Here is a 19,596-nt window from a genome sequence, read left to right on the forward strand (position 1 = left end):
TCTCCATCGCCATGTCGGCGAGCTGGAACGCGACGCCCTGGTGCTCGATGATCGGACGACCGAACGTCGTGCGCTCCTTCGCGTAGTCGCGCGCGAACGTCCACGCGGCCTCCGCGATCCCTACGGCCTGCGCGCCGACCGACGGGCGCGTGGCCTCGAAGGTCTTCAACGCGCCCGACTCACGGGCGGCCTGGCCCGACTTCGCGCGCTCGAGCTTCGCGTTCAGCTTCTCCTCGCCGCCGAGGAGGTTCTCTCCGGGGACCCAGCAGTCCTCGAGGAGGACCTCGGCCGTGTGCGAGGCGCGGATGCCGAGCTTCTTCTCCTTCTTCCCCTGCTTGAGGCCCGGTGTGCCCGGTCCGACGATGAACGTCGCTTGCCCGCGATGGCCGAGGCTCGGGTCCACCGTCGCTACGACCACATGCACGTTGGCGATGCCGCCGTTGGTGATGAAAACCTTGGTGCCGTTGAGCAGCCACCCGTCGCGCTCACGCTTGGCCGTCGTGCGCAGCTGCGAGACGTCCGAGCCGGCTTGCGGCTCGGTGACGGCGAACGCGCCGAGCTTGGGATCCTCCGGCGTGCCGAACATCTGCGGCGCCCAGGTGGTGAGCTGCTCGGGGGTGGCGCTGCCGGCGAGCGCAGCGAGCGGGAGCCCGGATCCGAAGATCCCGAGCCCGATGCCCGCGCAGCCCCACGCGATCTCCTCGAGCGCGAGCGGCATCGAGATGCCGGTCTCGTCGGACGCGGTCTGCATCCAGAAGTCGATCGAGTACAAGCCGATCTCGGCCGCCTTCTTCACGACCGGCCACGGGAACTCTTCGCTCTCGTCGTACTGCGCGGCGACGGGACGGATCTCTTTCTCGGCGAACTCGTGGAGCCACTTCCGGAACTCGACCTGCTCCTCGGTTAGACCGAAGTGAGGCATAATCCCTCCTCGGCTCGCGTCGTCCCGGTCGCCATCAACCGGGAACGGCGGAAGGTTACTAGATGGTAAGTTACTACCCGGTAATGTTGAGCCCGGAACCATCCCGCGTCAAGTGGGGCATCAGAGGGGAAGCGACCTGCCGACCAAACGCCTGACCGCCGAGGCCCGCCGGGCCCAGCTCCTGCTGGTCGCCCGGGAGGTCTTCGCCGAGGACGGCTTCCACGGCGCAGCGATGGAGCAGATCGCGGTCCGGGCGGGGGTGACCAAGCCGGTCCTCTATCAGCACTTCGAGAGCAAGAAGGAACTGTATCTCGGTCTGCTGGACGAGGACATGGCGCGATTGATGACCGAGATCCGGCTCGCGATCGAAGGGGCCAAGTCCAACCGAGAGCGGATCGCGCGCGCGACGGGCGCCTACTTCAGCTTCATCGACACCAATGAGGGGTCGTTCCGGCTGCTCTTCCGCGAGACGATGGGCGCCGACCCCGATTTCCGGTCCTCGATCGAGCGCTTCCGCGACGAGCTCGCGAGCCGGATCGCCGCGGTGATCCAAGCCGAAGCGGGCCTGCCGACATCGGAAGCCGAGCTGCTGGCGCGCGGCGTGATGGGGATCGCAGAGTCGTCGGCGCAGTGGTGGCTGGAACACCGCGCCGTTCCGCGGGAGCGCGTGGTCGCCGACCTGTCGGAGCTCGCCTGGCGTGGGCTCGCCGGACTACCACGTCGCGGGGTCGAGTGACCGGTCCGTCGGAGGTATCCGAGTGAGCAAACGCTCGTACGAAAAGCGGATCAAGGCCAAGCGCGACGCCGCGAAGGCGGCGCGCAAGCGCGCGGAGCGGATGCGCAAGATCCGCATCTGGGTCTCGTCTCTCACCGCCATCGGGCTGGCGCTGGTGCTGTTCTTCGTGTTGCGGGGCGATGGGACCAAGCCGGCGGCATCGCCCACCGCCTCCCCCACCGCTTCTCCGTCCACCGTCGCCGCGCCGTGTCCCGGGCCGACGCCACCGGCTCCGAAGCCTCTCACGTACGAGTCGCCGCCGGAATCGACCATCGACAACGAGAAGGTTTACGTGGCGACGTTCGAGACATCGTGCGGGACCTTCAAGATCCAGATGGACCCGAAGACCGCGCCGAAGACGGTCAACAACTTCGTGTTCCTGGCGCGGCAGGGCTACTACGACGGAACGTTCTTCCACCGTGTGCAGAACGAGGCCGACTTCGCGATCGTGCAGGGCGGTGACCCCAAGGGCGACGGGTCCGGCGGTCCCGGATACTCCTACGACGGCGAGACGCCGGCGCCGGGCGCCCAGTACCTGCGAGGCACGATCGCGATGGCGAACTCCGGTGACCCGTCGAGCAACGGAAGCCAGTTCTTCGTCGTGGTGAAGGACTGGGCCGGCCTGCCGCCCGATTACACGATCTTCGGCAACGTGATCGACGAAGCGGTTTCGTTCGCCGCGCTCGACAAGATGATCACTGCGCAGGGGACCCCGATCCAGGGCGGCTTGGGAACGACGCCGGTCCCGCCGATCTACATCACGAAGGTAACGATCGAAGAGCTTGCCCGTACCTAACCACGACCCGTTCGCCTCGTTCCCCGCGATCGCGTCGCGACTCGCCGCTCGGGCGCCGTCGCACTGATAGTCCTTGTGACCGTGGCATACCGAAACGGTACGTCCGCGACACACGAAGCTTTCGACGTTCGCCTCGCGCGGTTCGCGGCCCGCCGTTACGGCGTCTTCACGTTCGAAGAGGCGATCCGGCTCGGCGCGACTCAGCGAGTGATCGCGCGCCGGCTCGCGGCGGGAAGATGGACGCGGTTCCATCGTGGCGTCTATTCGTTGAGCGGAGTGCCCGGCTCGTGGCGTCAGAGCTTGCTCGTCGCCTGTCTCGCTGCCGGTGCAGGCGCAGGGTCCTCGCATCGCGCCGCGGCGCCGCTGTGGCGGCTGGCGGGATTCGAGTCGGGCCCGCTCGAGATAACGGTTCCGCGGGGGCGCCGTCCGCGTCTCTCCCATGTGCGAGTTCACCATCTAGCGTTGCCGGCCGTGGACCTGACTGTCGTCGATGCGATCCCGGTGACGACTCCGGTGCGTACGCTCCTTGATCTCGCAGCCGTCCTGCCCACGGACGGGGTCGAGGAGGCGCTGGACGACGCGCTCCGGCGAGGCTTGGTCACAGTGCGGCGGCTCCGATGGCGGCTCGAGGAGCTCGGTCGGCGGCCAGGCGTGACGACGATGCGGCGGCTCATCGAAACCCGGTCGCATCCCGCCGAAACCCCGGAGAGCATCCTCGAGACGAGGTTCCTTCGACTTCTCAGGCGCCGCGGCCTCCCCGAACCGATCGCCCAGTACCGGATCCGCGATGGCGGGCGGCTCGTCGCGATCGTCGACTTCGCCTACCCGGAGCGGATGCTCGCCGTCGAGGTCGACGGCTATCGCTGGCACTCGAGCCGCATCCGCTGGCAAGACGACCTCCGGCGGCGCAGCGAGCTGGCCCGGCTCGGCTGGCGCGTGATCCACGTCACGGCCGACGACCTAAAGCACCGGCCGGAACAGACCGTCGCGCTCATCGCGCGAGCCCTTACGCCGCAGGGTCGCCGAGGTGATGCACCTTGAGCATGTTGGTCCGCGTCCTTCCTGCCGGGATCGACGCGACCATCACCACGACGTGACCCGGCTCGGCGAGCTCGGAGTCGCGGAGGCCTCGATCCATCATGGCGATCATCGCGTCGGTGTCCTCGGGCGCCGACGATCCGAGGGGCCGTACGCCGCGCAGGATCGTGAGTCGGCGAACGATCCCGTCATCCGGCGAGAACGCCACGACCGGAACGCTGGGCCTGGCAGCCGACAACAGCTCGGCCGTTCGGCCCGTACGCGTGAACCCGGCGATGAGCCGAACGTCGCGGTTCCGCTCGGCCAGCGCCGCGGCGGCTCTCGCTACCGCGGCCTCTTCGACGTCGTCGTCCTCGATCGCGGTGGCCACACCCGGGAGCGGCGGTTCGCGCTCAGTCTCCTCGGCGATCCGGCATGCCGCCCGCGCCGCCTCGATCGGATACGAGCCGATGGCCGTCTCCGCCGACAGGAGGATGCCGTCGGCGCTCTGTAGCACCGCGGTCGCCACGTCGGCGGCTTCTGCGCGCGTGGGCCGGGGTGACGACGTCATCGACTCGAGCATCTGCGTGGCTACCACGACGGGCACGCCGGCCGCGACCGCTTGCGCAACGAGCCGGCGTTGGATCGCGGGGATCTTCTCGTAGGGGATCTCCACCCCCAGGTCCCCGCGCGCGAGCATGATCGCGTCGGCTTCGCGCAAGATGGCCTCGGCGTCGTCGATCGCCGCCCTGGTCTCGATCTTCGCCATCAGTCGCAGGGAAACGCCGTCGCAGAGTGCGCGGAGCGCGCGGACGTCCTCGCTCCCGCGCACGAACGATTGCGCGACGAAATCGGCGCCGAGCCGGATGGCCTGTGCGAGCCCCTGCCGATCCGCGTCTGTGACGGCGGGGAGCGAGAGCCGGTCCGAGGGAACGTTCACGCCTGATCGCGAGCGGACGGTCCCCCCGCGCGTCACCCGCGTTCGCACGCCGCTGGGCCCGGCCTCCGTGACCATCAGTTCGACCGCCCCGTCGGCGAGGAAGACACGGTCGCCCGGCCGCAGATCGAGCCCCAGCCCGCGGTGGCTCACGGGCGCCCCGATCGCGTCGCCGGGCTCGTCGTCGGCGCGAAGGTCGAACGTCGCGCCCGTCTCGATCTCGACCGATCCGCCGGAGATCTCGCCCAGCCGGATCTTTGGGCCGGGCAGATCCATGAGAATGCCGACGGGCCGACCGGTCTGTTCGGACGCCTCCCGAACGCCGGCGACGGCGCGAGCGTGCTCGGCCTCGGTGCCGTGGGACAGGTTCACCCGCGCGACGTCCATCCCGGTGGCGACGAGCTCGCCGAGCCGGTGAACGGTCGCCGGGCCGATGGTGCAGACGAGCTTGGTCCCGCGCACCATCACATTCTGTGCGCGAATGTGTCCGGGCGCTACCCCTCCGCGATCACGTATAGGTACGCGTCGTAGTCGCCGTGCGACGTCCCGGTGTAGTTCGTCCGGCCGGTCGCTTGTGACGACACCACGTTCTGCACGTAGTAGACGTTCCCGCCGTCGCGGCCCGACCAGCCGCCGTCGTCCTCCCAGTACGCGACGTCGAACCGGTACGTCGCCGCGTTGAGCATCCGGATCTTCCAGATCGTTTCGCTCTCGACCTGTCCGTTGTTCTTCGCGTCCGATCCGATGTTCACCCAGGTGTTGGACACCCGCGAGTAGTGCGTGTTCGTCCCCGGATCCCCGCGATAGAAGGTGCTCGTGAAGCCGAGCCGGCCGCCCGTCAGCGTGAACTGAACCTCGCCGTTGCAGCACGGCTCGTGCTTGTTCTGGATGTAGGCCTTGTCGAACCCGAACGTGATCAGCCGGGTCTTGCCGGGGTCGTTCGTGACGCCGTTCACGGAGAGCTTCAGCGTGTTGGTGCCGCCTTCGCAGTCTGCGCCGCCTGAGGAGATGTTCTCGAGGCCGTCGACGTCCTCGGACTGGGTGATGTCGGTGAAGTAGTGGGTCGAGACGCACTCCTGCCCCCCGCCCCAGCCGGTGTCGTCCTCCCACACCCGCACCTTGACGTCCATGCGCGGCGCCGTTCCCGGCAGGTTCACCGCGACGCTGGTTCCGGGCCCGCCGTTGCCCCAGTCCTTGGTGAACGGTCCATCCTGGCTGTGGGTCAGCGTCTGCACGACCGAGTAGCCGTCGTTGCCCCCGTTCGAGTCGACCGAGATCTCGAACTTGAACTCGTCGGATGTCCCGTTGTCGTGGTCGTTGACGACCTGGAAGTACTCGAGGCGGATCGTCGCCTGCCCGGCGAGGTTCGCTCCACCGAGCCCCGTCTGCGTCGAGGTGTAACCGAGCGTCTGGATCACGAGATCGAGCGGCGCGTCGTCGGTTCGGAGCCCGGAGTGGTTCGAGGAGACCAGGTTGTTGTCGCAGCCGGTCAGGAACGGCGACTCGGCGGGCACGACGCCGTCGAAGCCGTGCGACACACCGTCACCGTTGAAGTCGTAGGACAGTGCCTGCAAGTACCACGGATCGCCGCCGACGCACGAGTAGTACTCGCCTGCCGGTTCTGCGTACCCCATGTTGGTCAGGAACCGCGAGCCGGGTCGCATATCGCCGCCGGACGCGTTCCAAACGCCGAAGAGCGGCAGCGTCGAGGGGAACCAGCCGAGGATCGTGCCGTGGTTCGGCGTGCCGAGCATGATCAGGTCGTCGACCTGGGCCTTCCACTTGGTCGACACGTCGGGGACGCCGTTCCCCGACCAGCCCGTGGCGTCGCTCCAGTTCTCGACGTCGGCTCCGCCTTTCTCGATGAGGAAGCGGGAGGTGAGGCCGCCCATCGAGTGCGAGACGATGTCGATCTTCTGCGTTGTCGCGTAGCCATTCGCCGTGAGACACGAGTCGATCGCCGGCTGGAGGATCTTGCCCGCGAGGTACGACAGGTGCTGGCTGCCCGACGTCGGCGCGTACGTCAGCGCCTGCGTACCCGTCTGCGAGGAGTTGCAGTCGAGCACGGGGAACCCCTGCGCCTGGAGCTTGGGGATCATCTCGTCGAAAGAGCCACCGGTCCCCGTCCAGCCGTGCACGAGCAGGATCGGAAAGATCCCTTCATGGGCTCGTCCGAGCGAGGGAACAAGCAGTGCGGCGGTCAGACCCAGAACGGCGAGCAGCGCGCGCGGCCGCATACGACCCCCTCTGGCCGGGCCGCCCCGTCCCGGGTGGGACGGCACCCGTGGCGCCCGTTACCGGTGGGTAACGTATGAAATGGCGACCGGAATGTCTAGAACCGCCGGGTTCGCTCCCTCGCCTTGCTGGGGATCGGGAGCCGCCCTTAGCCCGTCAGGAGATCTCGTAGAGCGACGGACGCGATGGACCCGATCGTGAACAGATCACGCAGCTGAGACGTCGGCACGGATACGAGCGTCATCTCCGTGATGGCCTCGATCCCCGCGCGGATCGCTTCTCCGCCGATCATGGTGATGTCACCGAAGGGGTCGCCTGGACCCAGGCGCGCGCTACCTCCCTGCCTTCCACGATCACCCGGGCCCGGCCGGCGATCACGACGAACCGCGTCCCCTTCGCTCATGAACGGCGGCGCGGCGGGATAAGAACTAGGCCCGGACCAGCGGCAGCCCCGCCGGCTCGAACCGCCGAAAGTCGCTCGGGTTCGAAGTCGCGAGCGCCGCGCCCGCTCGCAACGCGGTCGCGGCCACCATGCAGTCGACGAGCGAACCGCGCCGCCTGCCCGAGGCGTTGAAAAGGCCGGCAGCACTCACAGAATCGTCGGCGAGGAACGGCTCGGGCTCGGGGAACAGCCTCCCCGCCGCCTCGAGGTCGCGCGGGGACAGAGGCCCGCAGAGGAACTCGGCCCAACAGATCGCGCTGATGCCGATCTCCGTGCGATCCCGGAGCCACCCGCGAAGGAGACCGTCCTCATGGGTTCTTCGTTGAAGCGCTCGGATCAGGAAGCTGGTGTCGAGGTGGATCATCGGATGCCGCGCTCGCGAGCCTCCGAAGACGCGCGACGCTCGTCGCGGACGGCGCGCGTCCACTCACGCGCCCGGGCCGGGGTCATGCCGAGCGAGCGCTGGAGCTCGTCGAGCGCCAGGAGAGCGTCGGGTGTACCCCCTTCACTCGCCTGCTCGGCGATGAGCACGGCCCGACGCAGGGCCTCGGACTTCGAGACCCTCCATCGCGTCGAGATCCGCTCGAGTGCGCGGATGGTGCGGAGGTCCAATGAGAACGTCGACTTCACCGAGAGACGGGCCATAATAAAAGAGTTTATGGCCATACTCGAATGCGCGTCAAACCATTCGCGGGCGCAAGAATGAAAGACGCTCAGGTCTGCGGCGTGATCGCGGCCCGGCCGACGGAGAAGTACTTCGCCTCGGGGTGGTGGACGATGATGGCCGAAGTGGACTGCTCGGGGACGAGCTGGAACTCCTCGGAAAGGCTCACGCCGATCCGCTCGGGGTCGAGCAGGTCGAAGATCTGCTTCTGGTCCTCCAGGTTCGGGCAGGCGGGGTAGCCGAACGAGTAGCGCGAGCCCCGATAGCCCTGATCGAAGAGATCGCCGACGGTCGCCCCGTCCTCGCCCGCGAAGCCGAGCTCCTGGCGGATGCGCTTGTGCCAGAACTCGGCCAGCGCCTCGGCCATCTCGACGCCCATCCCGTGCAGATAGAGATAGTCGCGATACTCGTTGGCTTCGAAGAGCTCGGCCGCGCGCTCGCTGATCTTCGAGCCCATGGTGACGACGTGGAACGCAACGGTGTCCATCTCCCCGCTCGACACCGGCCGGAAGAAGTCGGCGATGTTCAGGTACCGGCCCCGAGGCTGCCGTGGGAACGTGAAACGCACCGCCTCGCGCGCCGGATCCTCGGGGTCGTAGACGATCAAATCGTCGCCTTCCGACTGCGCCGGGAAGTATCCGTACACGACCGCCGGAACCAGCAACCCCTCGGAGATGCATCGATCGAGCGTCGACCGGAAGATCGGCTCGACTTCGGCCTCGACGTAGGCGTCGTACTCCTCGCGGTTCTGTCCTTTCTTCGGCCGGAACTGCCACTGTCCGCGATAGAGCGCCGTCTTGTTGAGATAGCTCGCGATCTCGAGCGTGTTCAGGCCCTTCACGACCCGGGAGCCGAGGAACGGCGCGGCAGGCACCGGCACATCGATCGCGACGTCGGAGCGCGCCGGGACCTCCGGCTGCTCCTTCACCGCGGTCGCGGCCCGCACGCGTTTCGGCTTCTGTGCCGCGTCCACGACGGCGCCGCCGCGCTTCTCCGCCATCAGCTCGTCCATCTTGTGCAAGCCCTCGAACGCGTCGCGCCCGTAGAAGACCTTCCCGTTGTAGAGTGCGCGGAGATCGTCCTCCACGTACGAGCGCGTCAGCGCCGCGCCGCCGAGCAGAACGGGATACCCGTGGAGGTCGCGACGGTTCAGCTCCTCGAGGTCCTCGCGCATGATGATCGTCGACTTCACGAGCAAGCCCGAAAGCCCAATCACGTCGACCTTTTCGCGCTCGGCGGCTTCGATGATCGTTGAGATCGGCTGTTTGATCCCGATGTTGAAGACCGTGTAGCCGTTGTTGGTAAGGATGATGTCCACCAGGTTCTTCCCGATGTCGTGGACGTCGCCCTTCACCGTCGCGAGCACGATCTTGCCTTTCGAGCCGTCCCCGGCCTTCTCCATGTGCGGCTCGAGGTGCGCCACCGCGGCCTTCATGGTCTCCGCCGATTGCAAGACGAACGGCAGCTGCATCTGGCCGGACCCGAACAGCTCTCCGACGACCTTCATCCCGTCGAGCAGATGCGTGTTGATGATCTCGAGCGCCGGCTGCTTGGTCAGAGCCTCGTCGAGGTCCGCCTCGAGCCCTTCTCGCTCTCCGTCGATGATGCGGCGCTTCAACCGCTCTTCGAGCGGCAAGTGGGACAGATCTTCCTTGGTTGCCCGTGTCGAGTCCACGCCCTCGAAAAGGCCGATGTAGGTCTGCAGCGGATCGTAGCCGTCGCGGCGACGGTCGTAGATGATGTCGAGCGCGACCTCGCGCTGGCGCTCGTCGATCCGAGACATCGGAAGGATCTGCGCCGGTGAAACGATCGCGGCGTCGAGCCCCGCCTGGACCGCCTCATGCAAGAACACCGAATTCAACACCTGACGCGCGGCCGGCGACACCCCGAACGAGACGTTCGAGATGCCGAGCGACGTGAACGCGCCCGGGATCTCCTCCTTGATGGCCTTGACCGCTTCCAGGGTCTCGATGCCGGCACGCCGCTGCTCCTCCATCCCGGTCGTGATCGGGAAGACCAGCACGTCGAAGATCAAGTCGTGCGGCTGCAGACCCGCCTGCTCGTGCGCGATATCGACGAGTCGCTTGCAGACCTCGAGCTTCCAGTCCTTCGTCGTCGCCTGGCCTTGCTCGTCGATCGCGAGCGCAACACACGCGGCCCCGTACTTCTTCGCCAATCTCAGGTTTCGCATGAGCCGCGTGTCTCCGCCGGTGCCCTCCTCGAGGTTGATCGAATTGATCACCGATCTGCCGCCGAGCAGCTTGAGCCCCGACTCGATCACCTGCGGCTCGGTCGAGTCGAGGACCAGCGGAAGCGTGACCTGGGTCCGGAAGCGCGAGATCAGCTCCGCCATGTCGGCGACCCCGTCCCGGCCGGTGAAGTCGACCGACACGTCGAGCGCATGCGCGCCTTCGCGCGTCTGCTCCTTCGCGACGCGAACCGTCGCGTCGAAGTCCTCGTTGCCGACCAGCTCCTTGAACTTGCGCGAGCCTTGGACGTTGCACCGCTCACCGATCACGAGGAACGACGTCTCCTGGTGGAACGGCTGCGCGATGTAGAGTGACGCGCTGCCGGGCTCCAGCGACGCATCGGACCGATCCTTCGGCATCGTGCCGCCGAGCGCGTCGGCGAGAAGCTTGATGTGCTCGGGCGTCGTGCCGCAGCAGCCGCCGGCGATGTTGGTGCCGAACTCCTTCACGAAGACCGTGTGGTGGCGGACGAACTCTTCCGGCGAGAGCGGATAGTACGGCTTGCCGTGCCGGAGCTCGGGCAGACCCGCGTTGGGCAGGACGCTCACGAACTTCCGCGAGGACTGGCACAGGAAGCGCACGTGCTCGGTCATCTCGACAGGGCCGGTCGCGCAGTTCACGCCGATCACATCGATCGCGCCGAACGGTTCGAGCGCCGTCAGCGCCGCGGCGATCTCGGTCCCCAGCAGCATCGCGCCGGTCGTCTCGATCGTGACCTGCACGATGAGCGGCAGCTTCTTCCCGGTTCTCTCGAACGCGGAGACGGCGCCCGACACCGCGGTCTTCACCTGGAGCATGTCCTGGCAGGTCTCGATGATCAGCACGTCGGCGCCGCCATCGACGAGTCCGCGCGACTGCTCCTCGTACGAGGCCTCGAGCTCGTCGAAGGTCGCGTGTCCAAGGCTCGGCAGTTTGGTGCCGGGTCCGATCGAGCCGATGACCCACCGCGGCCGGTCGGTGAAGCTCGACGCGACCTCTTTGGCGATCCGCGCGCCGGTGACGTTGAGCTCGTAGACCTGGTCGGCCATCTCGTACTCGCCTTGGACGACGAGGTTGGCCCCGAAGGTGTTGGTCTCGACGGCGTCGGCGCCGGCCTCCAGGTAGCAGGCGTGGATCTGCGCGATCACGTCCGGCTTCGACAGGTTCAGGACCTCGGAGTTGCCCTCCTTGTTCCAGAAGTCGTCCAGGGACAGGTCGGCGGCCTGGATCTGCGTCCCCATGGCCCCATCGAAGATCAGGACCCGTTCACGCAGCGTGGCAAGGAAGTCGCTCATGTTCCAGGGATTGTAGCGATAGCACCGGCCAAACCTGAGGGAAAAAACCCAGGACACAGGAACGAGCGAACGCTCGCAGAACGGACGACCCGGCCTTTCCTCGTAGCAAGCTCCGCGCGTAGAGTGAGCACGGTGCGGAGATCCCGCGGCCGAGTTAGGGGGGACAAATGCCAGACGATCTCCGTGTTCCGTCCTCGAACCAGACGGAACGACCGGCACGACGGCAGCCGCGTCGCATCGCCTTCGTAGCCATCACGGCCATCGCTCTTGTGGCCGTGATCGCACCGATGGCGGTGGGACGGGATCGCCCGTTCGGCACCTCGGACATGTTCCTGCTGAAGTGGGGCGGGAACGCGGCCGAGTTCGACAGCAGTTCCGGCTCCGGGAACACCGGCGCCGGTGGTCAATTCTCGACGAGCCAGATCGAGAAGTTCCGCTGTGAGTCCTCCGGCGATCCTTCCGAGTTCGTCGACATGAGCTGCAACACGACCGAGTACGGCCAGAACTTCGCCCCGGACAACGAGATCGCCATCGCGGTCGACCCGAACGACCCCGATCACCTTCTCGCGGGGTCGAACGACTACTACTACCGGTTCAACAACTCGACCGGGGCCCGGCAGGCCTTGGTGCCTACCGGCTTCTTCACCTCGTTCGACGGTGGCAAGAATTGGGTGGACGGCCAGATCCCGCAGCAGAGCGGGAACGGCGCCGGCGACCCATCGCCCGCATTCGACGGCAAGCACGGCGTCGCACTCATGGCGCAGCTCGAGAACGTCGGCGGGCAGGGCGGCCCCTGGGCGGCGATGGGCAACGTGACGGTCAGTCGCTCGACCGACGGCGGCCTCAACTGGAGCCAGTCGATCAAGGTGTTCAAGGGCCAGGGCGCCGGGATCGGACCGGCGAACAACGCGGTCTTCTGGGACAAGGAATGGCTGACGGTCAACAACTACCCGGGCACGCCCGGCTACGGCCGTGCGGTCATCACGGCAACCCGGTTCCTCAACGGTCCGCAGGGGTCCTACACGGAGTCGCCGATCTACATGAGCTACTCGGACGATGGTGGGGCAACGTGGTCGGAGCCCAGCAAGATCTCCGGGAAGAACCCTGAGGTCTGCACGTACCAGGAGACCGGCCCCGACGACGGCTCCTGCGACGAGGACCAGTTCGGGATCCCGGAGTTCGGGCCCGACGGGACGCTCTTCGTGCATTTCATCAACGGGCAGCACGAAGAGGAATGGGAGCAGGACTTCGAGTTCGATTCCCAGCTCATGGTCGTGAAGGCTGCGCCGACGAGCGGCGTTCCGGCCTTCGGGGATCCCGTTCACGTCGTGGACCTCGAAGACGGCGGCACCGACATGCCGTTCAGCGTCATCGGCCGGCAGACGATCTGGGGGCACCAGATCCGCTGGACGCCGGTGGGGAACATCTCGGTGAACCCGACCGACCCCGACGACGTCGTGATCGTTTACGCCGACCGCGGCACGGCGAACCCGAATGCGACCGATCCTGCGTACGAGGGGTGCTTGTTCGCAGCGAGGAACCAGGCGAACGATTACGACCCGTGTGACGCGCACGAGGGCTTCGACACCGACGTCTATCTCGCGCGTTCGTCGGACGGGGGTGAGACCTGGAACGGACGGGAGTTGCTCGACGACGCAGGCGGTGCCCCCCAGTGGTTCCCTTGGGCCGACCACGGCCCCGATGGAACGCTCGCGATCGCGTGGGACGAGGACACCGCACCCGCCCCCGCCGACACCTTCGAGCACGTGCTCTGGGTGGACGGCGGCGGCAAGCAGGCACTAGGCCCCGAAGAGCAGGTCGACATCTCGGTGACGCACTGGAGCGGCCAGTACGTGCCGCAGTCCGCGTGGCCGACGATCTGCGGCCCCGCCGGGTACAGCGACCCGCCCATCACCGACGCGGAAGGCAAGGACTGCAACGTCTTCCACGGCGACTACACGGGGCTGGCCGTCGGGCCGGACGGCGCGATCCATGTCGTGTGGACGGGACTGAACGTGCTCTCCACCTCCACGCAGGTGGATGGCTACACGGGGGAGCTGCACGACGGATACCGCCAGGACGCGAATTACGCGCAACGCTAGCGGGAACCGAGGACGGAGAGACCCCGGGCCGAGCGCCCGGGGTTTCTTCTATGCGGGGAGGTTCTCTTCGGTGATCTCCGTGAGCAGGGGATTCTCTCGATCCCGGTCCGAGACGATCCGCTCGCCTTCCGGCCAAGGGATCGCCAAGGTCGGGTCGTCGAAGCGGACCCCGAGCTCGTCGGAGCCGTCGAAGTACTCGTCGACCAGATAGGTCATGGTCACGTCGGTCAGGGCGAAGAAGCCGTGCCCGACGCCGGGCGGGATGTAGACCCCGGCCTCGTTCCGCTCGCCGATCTCGAGCGTCTGGACGGCTTTGAAGGTCGGCGACGACTGGCGCAGGTCGACGAGTGCGACGAAAGAACGCCCGACCGGCACGTACCAGTAGTCCGCCTGGAAGAGGTGGTAGTGGATTCCACGGAGGACGCCCGGCGCGGAATCGGAGCGGTTGCCTTGAACCATCTCGCGAGCGCCGGGGATCCAATTGCGACGGAAGGTCTCGACGAAGCGCCCGCGCGGATCCGGGTGCGACTGCAGCTCGACGACGTACACGCCGCCGATCGTTTTCGACTCGTTCACATGGGCCACGGCGCGGAAGTCTATCGGAGCGCGACGCTCCGCGCGGCGGGCGTCTACTCGTCGATCAGGAGAGGCGCCGGCGCCACACGCCGAGCCCCGTCGCCAGCATGATGAGCAACAGGGCCTGCGCTCCCGCCCCGCCGAGGCCGGTCGCGGGGAGACCCGGCGTTTCCTTCGTGCCCTTCACGACGGGCTTCGGAGCCGGTTTGGTTACCGGATTCAAAACGGGGGACGTCGCTGCCGGAGCCAAGAACGACGGGCCTCCCGTTTGCCGGATGAACGCCGGCAGAGCGACGGCGCCGTCATGCCGGGTATCCGAATAGGCGGCGACCATGGCGCCCGTGGTGTCGATGTCGATCGTGAAGTAATCACCGAGGCGCCGGTCGATCAGCTGAGCCTGACAAACGGTTCCCTGTGCGCACACCGTTCCCGTGTGGAATGCCTCGGTGATGGCTCGGGCTCCGCGGAAGTTCGGGGGAAGCTTCCCGCATCCGAGTCCGTCGAGCGTCTGCGCCGCGTACACGTGCCAACCGTGTTCGCCCGAGGACTCGGAGTCCTGCCTGGGCAGCTCCTTCTCGGCGCCGAACCACGCGATCCCGACCCTGCCCTCGTCGCCGACCGCCAGCCAAGGCCATATGTCTGTCTCCGGCCCGCTGTCGACGCGCACCGGCTTCGCCCAGGTCTTGGCGCGATCCGTGGAGTACGAGTACCAGACCCCCGCCTTGCGCTTGCTATCCCCCTCGCCGGTCTCGTCCCAGACGATGTACAGGTTGCCCTTCGCATCGAGGTCGAACGACGGCCAGTGGGAAAGGAGATCGACGCCTTCGGCGATCGTGTTCATCTCGGGCGTGAGGTCGTCCTGCCGCGCTTTCCGGAACGCGGCCATCGACAGCACGCCCCCGTCGTAGTGCGCCTCGTACAGCGTCCCGTCCGAACGGTCGACCTGAAGGTCGCCGAGGCCGCCGGCGTCGGCGACCGGGGCCGTCCACGACACGCCTCCGTCCTTGCTCTTGGCGAGGATGTGTCCGTTGTTGCCGATCGGCTGCGTGCTGTTCCCTCCGGCGAACGCGTTACCGACGATATAGACGACGTTCTCCTCGTCGGCTTCCGACCATTGCCGGTCGCTGATCGTCAACGCGATGGCATCTTGCAGCGTGTACGAGCGGCCGTTGTCGGTCGAGCGCGACATCGCGACGTTCACGAGATTGATCTCCGAGATGTAGACGTTGCCGGCCTTGTCGATCGCGAAGTCCGGATCCGAGAAACCCGTGAACGGGAAGTTCGTGGGCACCGTCCGTGGCACGTACGTCCACGTCTTCCCGTGGTCGCCGCTCCACCAGTAGTACGTCTGCCCCACGTAGTTGAGAAGGAAGGCCGGCGTCGCCTCGCCAGGCGCTTGTGGCGCGTAGAAGTGCGTCGTGCCGGCGTGCGCGCCGTACAGCAATGTCCCGTCCGCGAGGCTGACGATGCTCGGCTCGCCGCCGGCGCGGGTTTCGTCGACGTAGCTTGGCTCCGAGAATGTCATCGGGGCGGCTGGGGGAGGACAGGCTGCGGCGGCGCCGATCGGGCCGACCGCTGCCTCCGTGCCTAGCGCGATGGCCGCCAGCGTGATGCGGACCGTGAGGGTCTTGGGTGCGAGCCTCATGCAGTCCTCCTCCTCAGACGCAGTGCGCCTACGAGCCCGATGACGAGGAGTCCGAGGCCGACCCACGCGCCGCCGACGCCCGTCGCGGGAAGCTGCGTGCCGCCCGTCGACGGCTTGACGATCTTCGTCCCCCCGACCTTCACACGCGCCGGGTTGGTGTACGAGGTCACGTTCTCGAACAATTGGTAGCCGGTGTACGTCACCGAGTACGACGACAAACCGAACGGGTGGTAGTTGGCCTCGGTCGGCTCCGGCAGAAGCGCTCCGGCGATGCGGATCTTGCCCTTGCCGAGCGCCAGCTCGCCGAGCGATACGCCGGTCTTCCGTCCGGCGTCGGGATCCTTCTCCACGAGTCCGAGCGTGCGGGCTCCGACGGTTCCACCCGCCGCCCTCCAGGCCGCCTCCTCCACGAACCAGTTCGGCGAGTCGCAAAGCGCGTTGGTGCAGTCGCCGGAGGCGTCGACGTAGTAGCCGATCGGGACCGGCTCGTACGTCTGATGGCGGTGGCTGAAGGTCTGACCGCCGATCGTCGCGCTTCCTTCGGCCGTGCCTTCCATGTTTACGCCCTTGGCGAGCGGGTGCTTGGCGTAGGTCTCGCCGGAGCCGTCGTCGAAGTCCATCCAGCCTGCGTACCAATAACCGCCCGTAACGGCCTCCGGCTTGATCTTGCCGGTCAGCGCGGGGAGCGCGGCGAGAGCCCCATCGGTCAGCACGAGGTTGCCGCCGCGCTCGACGAAAGCCCGGAAGGCGGCGGCGTAGGCATCGAACTGCGCTTTCGTGTACTCCGTCTTGCCGGTGGCCGCGTACCCGGGCATGAACGCGTCCGCTGCCGCAACGCTGTCATAACGGTTCAACACCCCCGGGTCGGCCAACACCTCCTCAACGGTGAGCGGCTGGAGCTGTTTCTCCGCAGACGCGTACTTGTTCAGATGCTTGAAGAAGTCCATGCGCGACACGTCGTACGCCTGTTGCTTCGGCACCGGATACGACGCCGCTTCGGTGAACGAAACCAAGATGTTCATCGGCGCGAGATTCCCGAATTGATCCGGGGCGACGCTCAGCTGGTACGGGCCCGGCTTCGGGTCGTTGAGGTCGATCCGCGCCCCCGCCTGGAGGTAGGTGCCGGCCTGGTTGAAGTACCGCGCGACCTCGCGGCACTCGCCCGCCACATCGCCCGGGTGCTCGGGCGCCCCGCAGTACTCGAGGACGTAATCGAACGCGTTCGAGATCGGCGTGATCCCTCGAGCGTTGGCGAATGACAGCTCGATCGCCATCCCGCCGTTGTGAACCCCTTGGTTCACACCCTTGACTTCGAACGAGAAGGGCTCCGTCGCTAGGGCGTGCAGCGCTTCGATCGTCTCCTGGACGGGGAGCGCCTTCAGACCCGCCGCGACCGGCTGTCCGCCGGCGTTGCGGATCCGGACCGGGTCGAGGACGTAGCCGATCGCCCCGCCGGGCTCGTACACCACCGGCTTCTCGAACAGCAGCGCCGCGATCTGCGAGTAGATCAGCCCCTTGTTGCCGTCGACATGGAGCTGCTCGATCCCGGGCTCGAAGCAGTTCCCCGTACCGCAGTTCCCGAGGTGCGAAAGAGCCATCTCGTTGTCGATCCCGACGGAATCGAGCCCGATGGGGGAATCCGCCCAATCACCGAACGCGCCCGTCACCTGATAGTCGATCGTGTCCCAAACGGTGCCCCACTGGTCGGAGCACATCGGGACGTTGCCGCCGAAGACCGGCTCCTGGATCTCGCCGGGGCAGGAGTCGGCCGGGGCGATCAGCGGGCTCCACGAGAGCCGCTCCTCCGAGTCGCGGAACGTCAGGATCGCGGTCTCCACGGTGACGGCGTTCTTCCGGTAGTCCCGCTGTCCGGCGCCGAGAAGCGTGAACGAGAACGATCGCGCGGTCAGCATCCCGTGCAGATCGATCGATCCGTCGAACTTCTTCGCGGCCGTCTTGCTCTTGACGTCGAGCAGATAGCGCCCGAACCCGCGCGTTTCCGGTTCGCTCCAGGGCGTGTACAAAGGCTCGGTGTATCCGACGGTGGGCCAGTCGCGGTTCAGATCCATCCCGTTTCCGTTGTAACGCTGATAGGCGACGCCGCCCGAGGTCAGATTGCCGCGGGCCCACCCGTCCGGGTTCGCGAAGATGAAGTAGACGACGCCGTTGCGCACGACCTCGCCGGCGGTCGGACCGGAGTCGCTCGGCTCGAGGATCTTCTTCGGGAAGGGGCCCTCCGACGAACAGGCGGGCGCTGCGTCGGGGCTCTCTTCGCAGGCGGCCCACGTGACCAGATCCTCCGCAGCTCGGATCCCGCCCTCGAGTCCGGCGCGCTCGATCCCGTGGATCGACAGGCTGTACATGAAGTGTTTCCGCTCGGCTTCCGGGATGGAGGACTTCGCGTCGGTCACTTTGATCGCATACAGGTCCTTGTGATCTCTGGCCATCGTTTCCGAGGGGATCCCGGCGGAACGGAAGGCGCCGTCGTAGACGTCCGAGACGTTGACCAGCGAGATGTAGCGGGGGAACCGCTCCTCGAGGAAGCGAACCCCGGCGAGCGCGTCCTCCCACTGGATGAACTGGACCGCGCAGATGTTGCCTTTCGCCCACGGGCTCGCGAGCGGCAATCCCTTGAGGCAGCCATGAGGGTCGGGGAAAACGCGCCCGTAGAGCTCGTAGCGGGCCTCGTCGGGGGCGGTCGGGAAGCCTCCAGCAGGCCGGAAGGGCAGCCATCCGATGGCCGCGATAAGCGGGATGACCAGCGCAAACAGCAGAGAACGACGCGCCTTCAACGTAACCTCCTCGCGCCCTCGATCCCGGGCGAGCTGCCATCCCCCCAAGCTGAGATTCTGTGCGAAGGGCCTCGGGTCCTCCAAGCGCCTCAACCCAGCAACACGCCGTCAACGAGTCCCACCCCGACGCCTCCCGAGGCGGCCGCCGCTACCTTCGGACTATGTCGACCAGCACCTCCCGATCTTCGCGACTACAAGCGTGCTCCCGGATCGCAGCGTCGCAGCACGGCGTCATCGAGCTGCATGAGGCCTTAGGAGCGGGCCTTTCTCGGTCCGCCATCACGCGGCTCTTAGCATCCGAACAATGGGGACGGGCGTATCCGCGTGTCTATCGGATCTGGACACCCACAACGCCGGACGGACGCTGGCGCCAGCGTCTCGCCGCGACAGCGTTGTGGCTCGGGCAGGAGTGCGCTGCATCGCATCGAGCAGCGGCTGTGCTCCGAGAGCTTGATGGCGTTCGCGGCCGGCCCGTCGAGTTCATCACCACATCGAGACACCGGCGGTCGACGTTCGGCGTCGTGATCCACCGTGTGCGCACGATCGCCAAGTCGGAGGTTGAGCTTTGCGATGGCATCCCGACCACAACCGTGGCACGCACGATCGTTGACCTGGCGTCGGCCCTTGCCCGAACCGATCTGGAGATGGCGTTGGAGTCGGCGATACGGCGACGTATGACCACGAAGTCCGAGCTCGAAACAGCGCTTTCAGGCGTCGGGCCGACTCACCCAGGGCGAGCCATCTTGCGTTCACTGCTCCTCGAGCTGGCGGGAACACACACCGAGAGTTCCCTCGAGACCCTGACCTGGCGAGCGTTGCTCACAGGGCACCTTCCAGCGCCGGTTCGCCAGTACGTCGTTCGTGATGATGACGGAAACTTCATCGCTCGGCTCGATTTCGCGTACCCGGAGATCAAGCTCGCCATCGAGGCGGACGGCTATCGCTTCCACTCGAGCCGCCAAAGTTGGCGATGGGACAGGATGCGAGACAACGAGCTCCTGCGTATGGGCTGGACCGTCTATCGGGCTACATGGGAGGACGTTCGCAATCCCAGGGCGCTGTGTCGCCGGGTCGCTGACCTGATTTCCCGGCTATCCGTGAAAGCGTGACCCTAAAGGTCCGCTTTTCGAACCTAACGGGGCACGCTTAAAGGCAACGAAGAAGGGGCCC

15 protein-coding genes are annotated in these 19,596 nt (G+C 66.8%); 5 read left to right on the top strand and 10 right to left on the bottom strand.

All coding sequences use genetic code 11. From position 1 onward, the window contains the following. A partial coding sequence (locus WEB06_17565; protein MEX2557424.1) for an acyl-CoA dehydrogenase family protein occupies window positions 1–922 on the bottom strand: 922 nt, incomplete at its 3' end. Window positions 923–1,034: 112 nt separating this feature from the next. Here WEB06_17565 and WEB06_17570 point away from each other — a divergent pair. The 3 genes from WEB06_17570 to WEB06_17580 all read left to right on the top strand — a co-directional run bounded on the left by WEB06_17570 (window position 1,035) and on the right by WEB06_17580 (window position 3,534). Further along, window positions 1,035–1,658 (top strand): TetR/AcrR family transcriptional regulator, encoded by a 624-nt coding sequence (locus tag WEB06_17570; protein MEX2557425.1) that lies wholly within the window; start codon window positions 1,035–1,037, stop codon window positions 1,656–1,658. 22 nt (window positions 1,659–1,680) lie between these two features. Then, window positions 1,681–2,493, top strand: coding sequence for a peptidylprolyl isomerase (locus WEB06_17575; GenBank protein MEX2557426.1), 813 nt, complete (start codon window positions 1,681–1,683; stop codon window positions 2,491–2,493). Window positions 2,494–2,574: 81 nt separating this feature from the next. Further along, window positions 2,575–3,534 carry a type IV toxin-antitoxin system AbiEi family antitoxin domain-containing protein gene (locus WEB06_17580; GenBank protein MEX2557427.1) on the top strand — a complete coding sequence of 320 codons (960 nt, stop codon included), beginning with the start codon at window positions 2,575–2,577 and terminating at the stop codon, window positions 3,532–3,534. On the opposite strand, the gene pyk is transcribed toward WEB06_17580, so the two are convergent. The 6 genes from pyk to metH all read right to left on the bottom strand — a co-directional run bounded on the left by pyk (window position 3,500) and on the right by metH (window position 11,311). Beyond that, window positions 3,500–4,909 (bottom strand): pyruvate kinase, encoded by a 1,410-nt coding sequence (gene pyk, locus WEB06_17585; protein MEX2557428.1) that lies wholly within the window; start codon window positions 4,907–4,909, stop codon window positions 3,500–3,502. The two genes, WEB06_17580 and pyk, sit on opposite strands and share 35 nt — an antisense overlap. Window positions 4,910–4,941: 32 nt before the next feature. After that, a complete protein-coding gene (locus WEB06_17590; protein MEX2557429.1) occupies window positions 4,942–6,684 on the bottom strand; it encodes a hypothetical protein in 1,743 nt (580 codons plus the stop codon). A gap of 146 nt (window positions 6,685–6,830) precedes the next feature. Continuing rightward, window positions 6,831–6,974 (bottom strand): hypothetical protein, encoded by a 144-nt coding sequence (locus WEB06_17595; GenBank protein ID MEX2557430.1) that lies wholly within the window; start codon window positions 6,972–6,974, stop codon window positions 6,831–6,833. Between the two features lie 136 nt (window positions 6,975–7,110). Further along, entirely contained in the window at window positions 7,111–7,488 is a 378-nt protein-coding gene (locus tag WEB06_17600) for a PIN domain-containing protein (GenBank protein MEX2557431.1), read from the bottom strand. Next, window positions 7,485–7,769: a hypothetical protein gene (locus WEB06_17605; protein MEX2557432.1), complete on the bottom strand. Its 285-nt coding sequence runs from the start codon at window positions 7,767–7,769 to the stop codon at window positions 7,485–7,487. The genes WEB06_17600 and WEB06_17605 overlap by 4 nt, the downstream gene beginning before the upstream one ends. Before the next feature lie 68 nt (window positions 7,770–7,837). Next, on the bottom strand, window positions 7,838–11,311 hold the full coding sequence (gene metH, locus WEB06_17610) for a methionine synthase (protein MEX2557433.1): 3,474 nt from the start codon (window positions 11,309–11,311) through the stop codon (window positions 7,838–7,840). A gap of 167 nt (window positions 11,312–11,478) precedes the next feature. Between metH and WEB06_17615 the strand changes: the two genes are divergently transcribed. Then, on the top strand, window positions 11,479–13,413 hold the full coding sequence (locus WEB06_17615; protein MEX2557434.1) for a sialidase family protein: 1,935 nt from the start codon (window positions 11,479–11,481) through the stop codon (window positions 13,411–13,413). A gap of 48 nt (window positions 13,414–13,461) precedes the next feature. Here the strand turns inward: WEB06_17615 and rfbC are convergent, their stop codons facing one another. From rfbC to WEB06_17630, 3 genes are read right to left on the bottom strand one after another with little or no spacing between them, the layout of a single operon-like run. Continuing rightward, window positions 13,462–13,998 (bottom strand): dTDP-4-dehydrorhamnose 3,5-epimerase, encoded by a 537-nt coding sequence (rfbC, locus tag WEB06_17620; protein MEX2557435.1) that lies wholly within the window; start codon window positions 13,996–13,998, stop codon window positions 13,462–13,464. Between the two features lie 55 nt (window positions 13,999–14,053). Further along, complete coding sequence (locus tag WEB06_17625; GenBank protein ID MEX2557436.1) at window positions 14,054–15,634, bottom strand: sialidase family protein; 1,581 nt, start codon at window positions 15,632–15,634, stop codon at window positions 14,054–14,056. After that, window positions 15,631–18,426, bottom strand: coding sequence for a M14 family zinc carboxypeptidase (locus WEB06_17630; GenBank protein MEX2557437.1), 2,796 nt, complete (start codon window positions 18,424–18,426; stop codon window positions 15,631–15,633). The genes WEB06_17625 and WEB06_17630 overlap by 4 nt, the downstream gene beginning before the upstream one ends. Window positions 18,427–18,863: 437 nt before the next feature. On the opposite strand from WEB06_17630, the gene WEB06_17635 reads away from it, so the two are divergent. Beyond that, a complete protein-coding gene (locus tag WEB06_17635; GenBank protein ID MEX2557438.1) occupies window positions 18,864–19,535 on the top strand; it encodes a DUF559 domain-containing protein in 672 nt (223 codons plus the stop codon). The last annotated feature ends 61 nt before the right edge of the window (window positions 19,536–19,596 follow it).

The sequence above is a fragment of the Actinomycetota bacterium genome (assembly GCA_040905475.1).
Classification (GTDB): Bacteria; Actinomycetota; AC-67; order AC-67; family AC-67; genus DATFGK01.

Coding starts and splice junctions, on each gene's coding strand:
- WEB06_17590 (MEX2557429.1), bottom strand. CDS start 6,684: ATGCGGCCGCGCGCGCTGCTCGCCGTTCTGGGTCTGACCGCCGCACTG.
- metH (MEX2557433.1), bottom strand. CDS start 11,311: ATGAGCGACTTCCTTGCCACGCTGCGTGAACGGGTCCTGATCTTCGAT.
- WEB06_17595 (MEX2557430.1), bottom strand. CDS start 6,974: ATGATCGGCGGAGAAGCGATCCGCGCGGGGATCGAGGCCATCACGGAG.
- WEB06_17615 (MEX2557434.1), top strand. CDS start 11,479: ATGCCAGACGATCTCCGTGTTCCGTCCTCGAACCAGACGGAACGACCG.
- WEB06_17625 (MEX2557436.1), bottom strand. CDS start 15,634: ATGAGGCTCGCACCCAAGACCCTCACGGTCCGCATCACGCTGGCGGCC.
- WEB06_17600 (MEX2557431.1), bottom strand. CDS start 7,488: ATGATCCACCTCGACACCAGCTTCCTGATCCGAGCGCTTCAACGAAGA.
- WEB06_17605 (MEX2557432.1), bottom strand. CDS start 7,769: ATGGCCCGTCTCTCGGTGAAGTCGACGTTCTCATTGGACCTCCGCACC.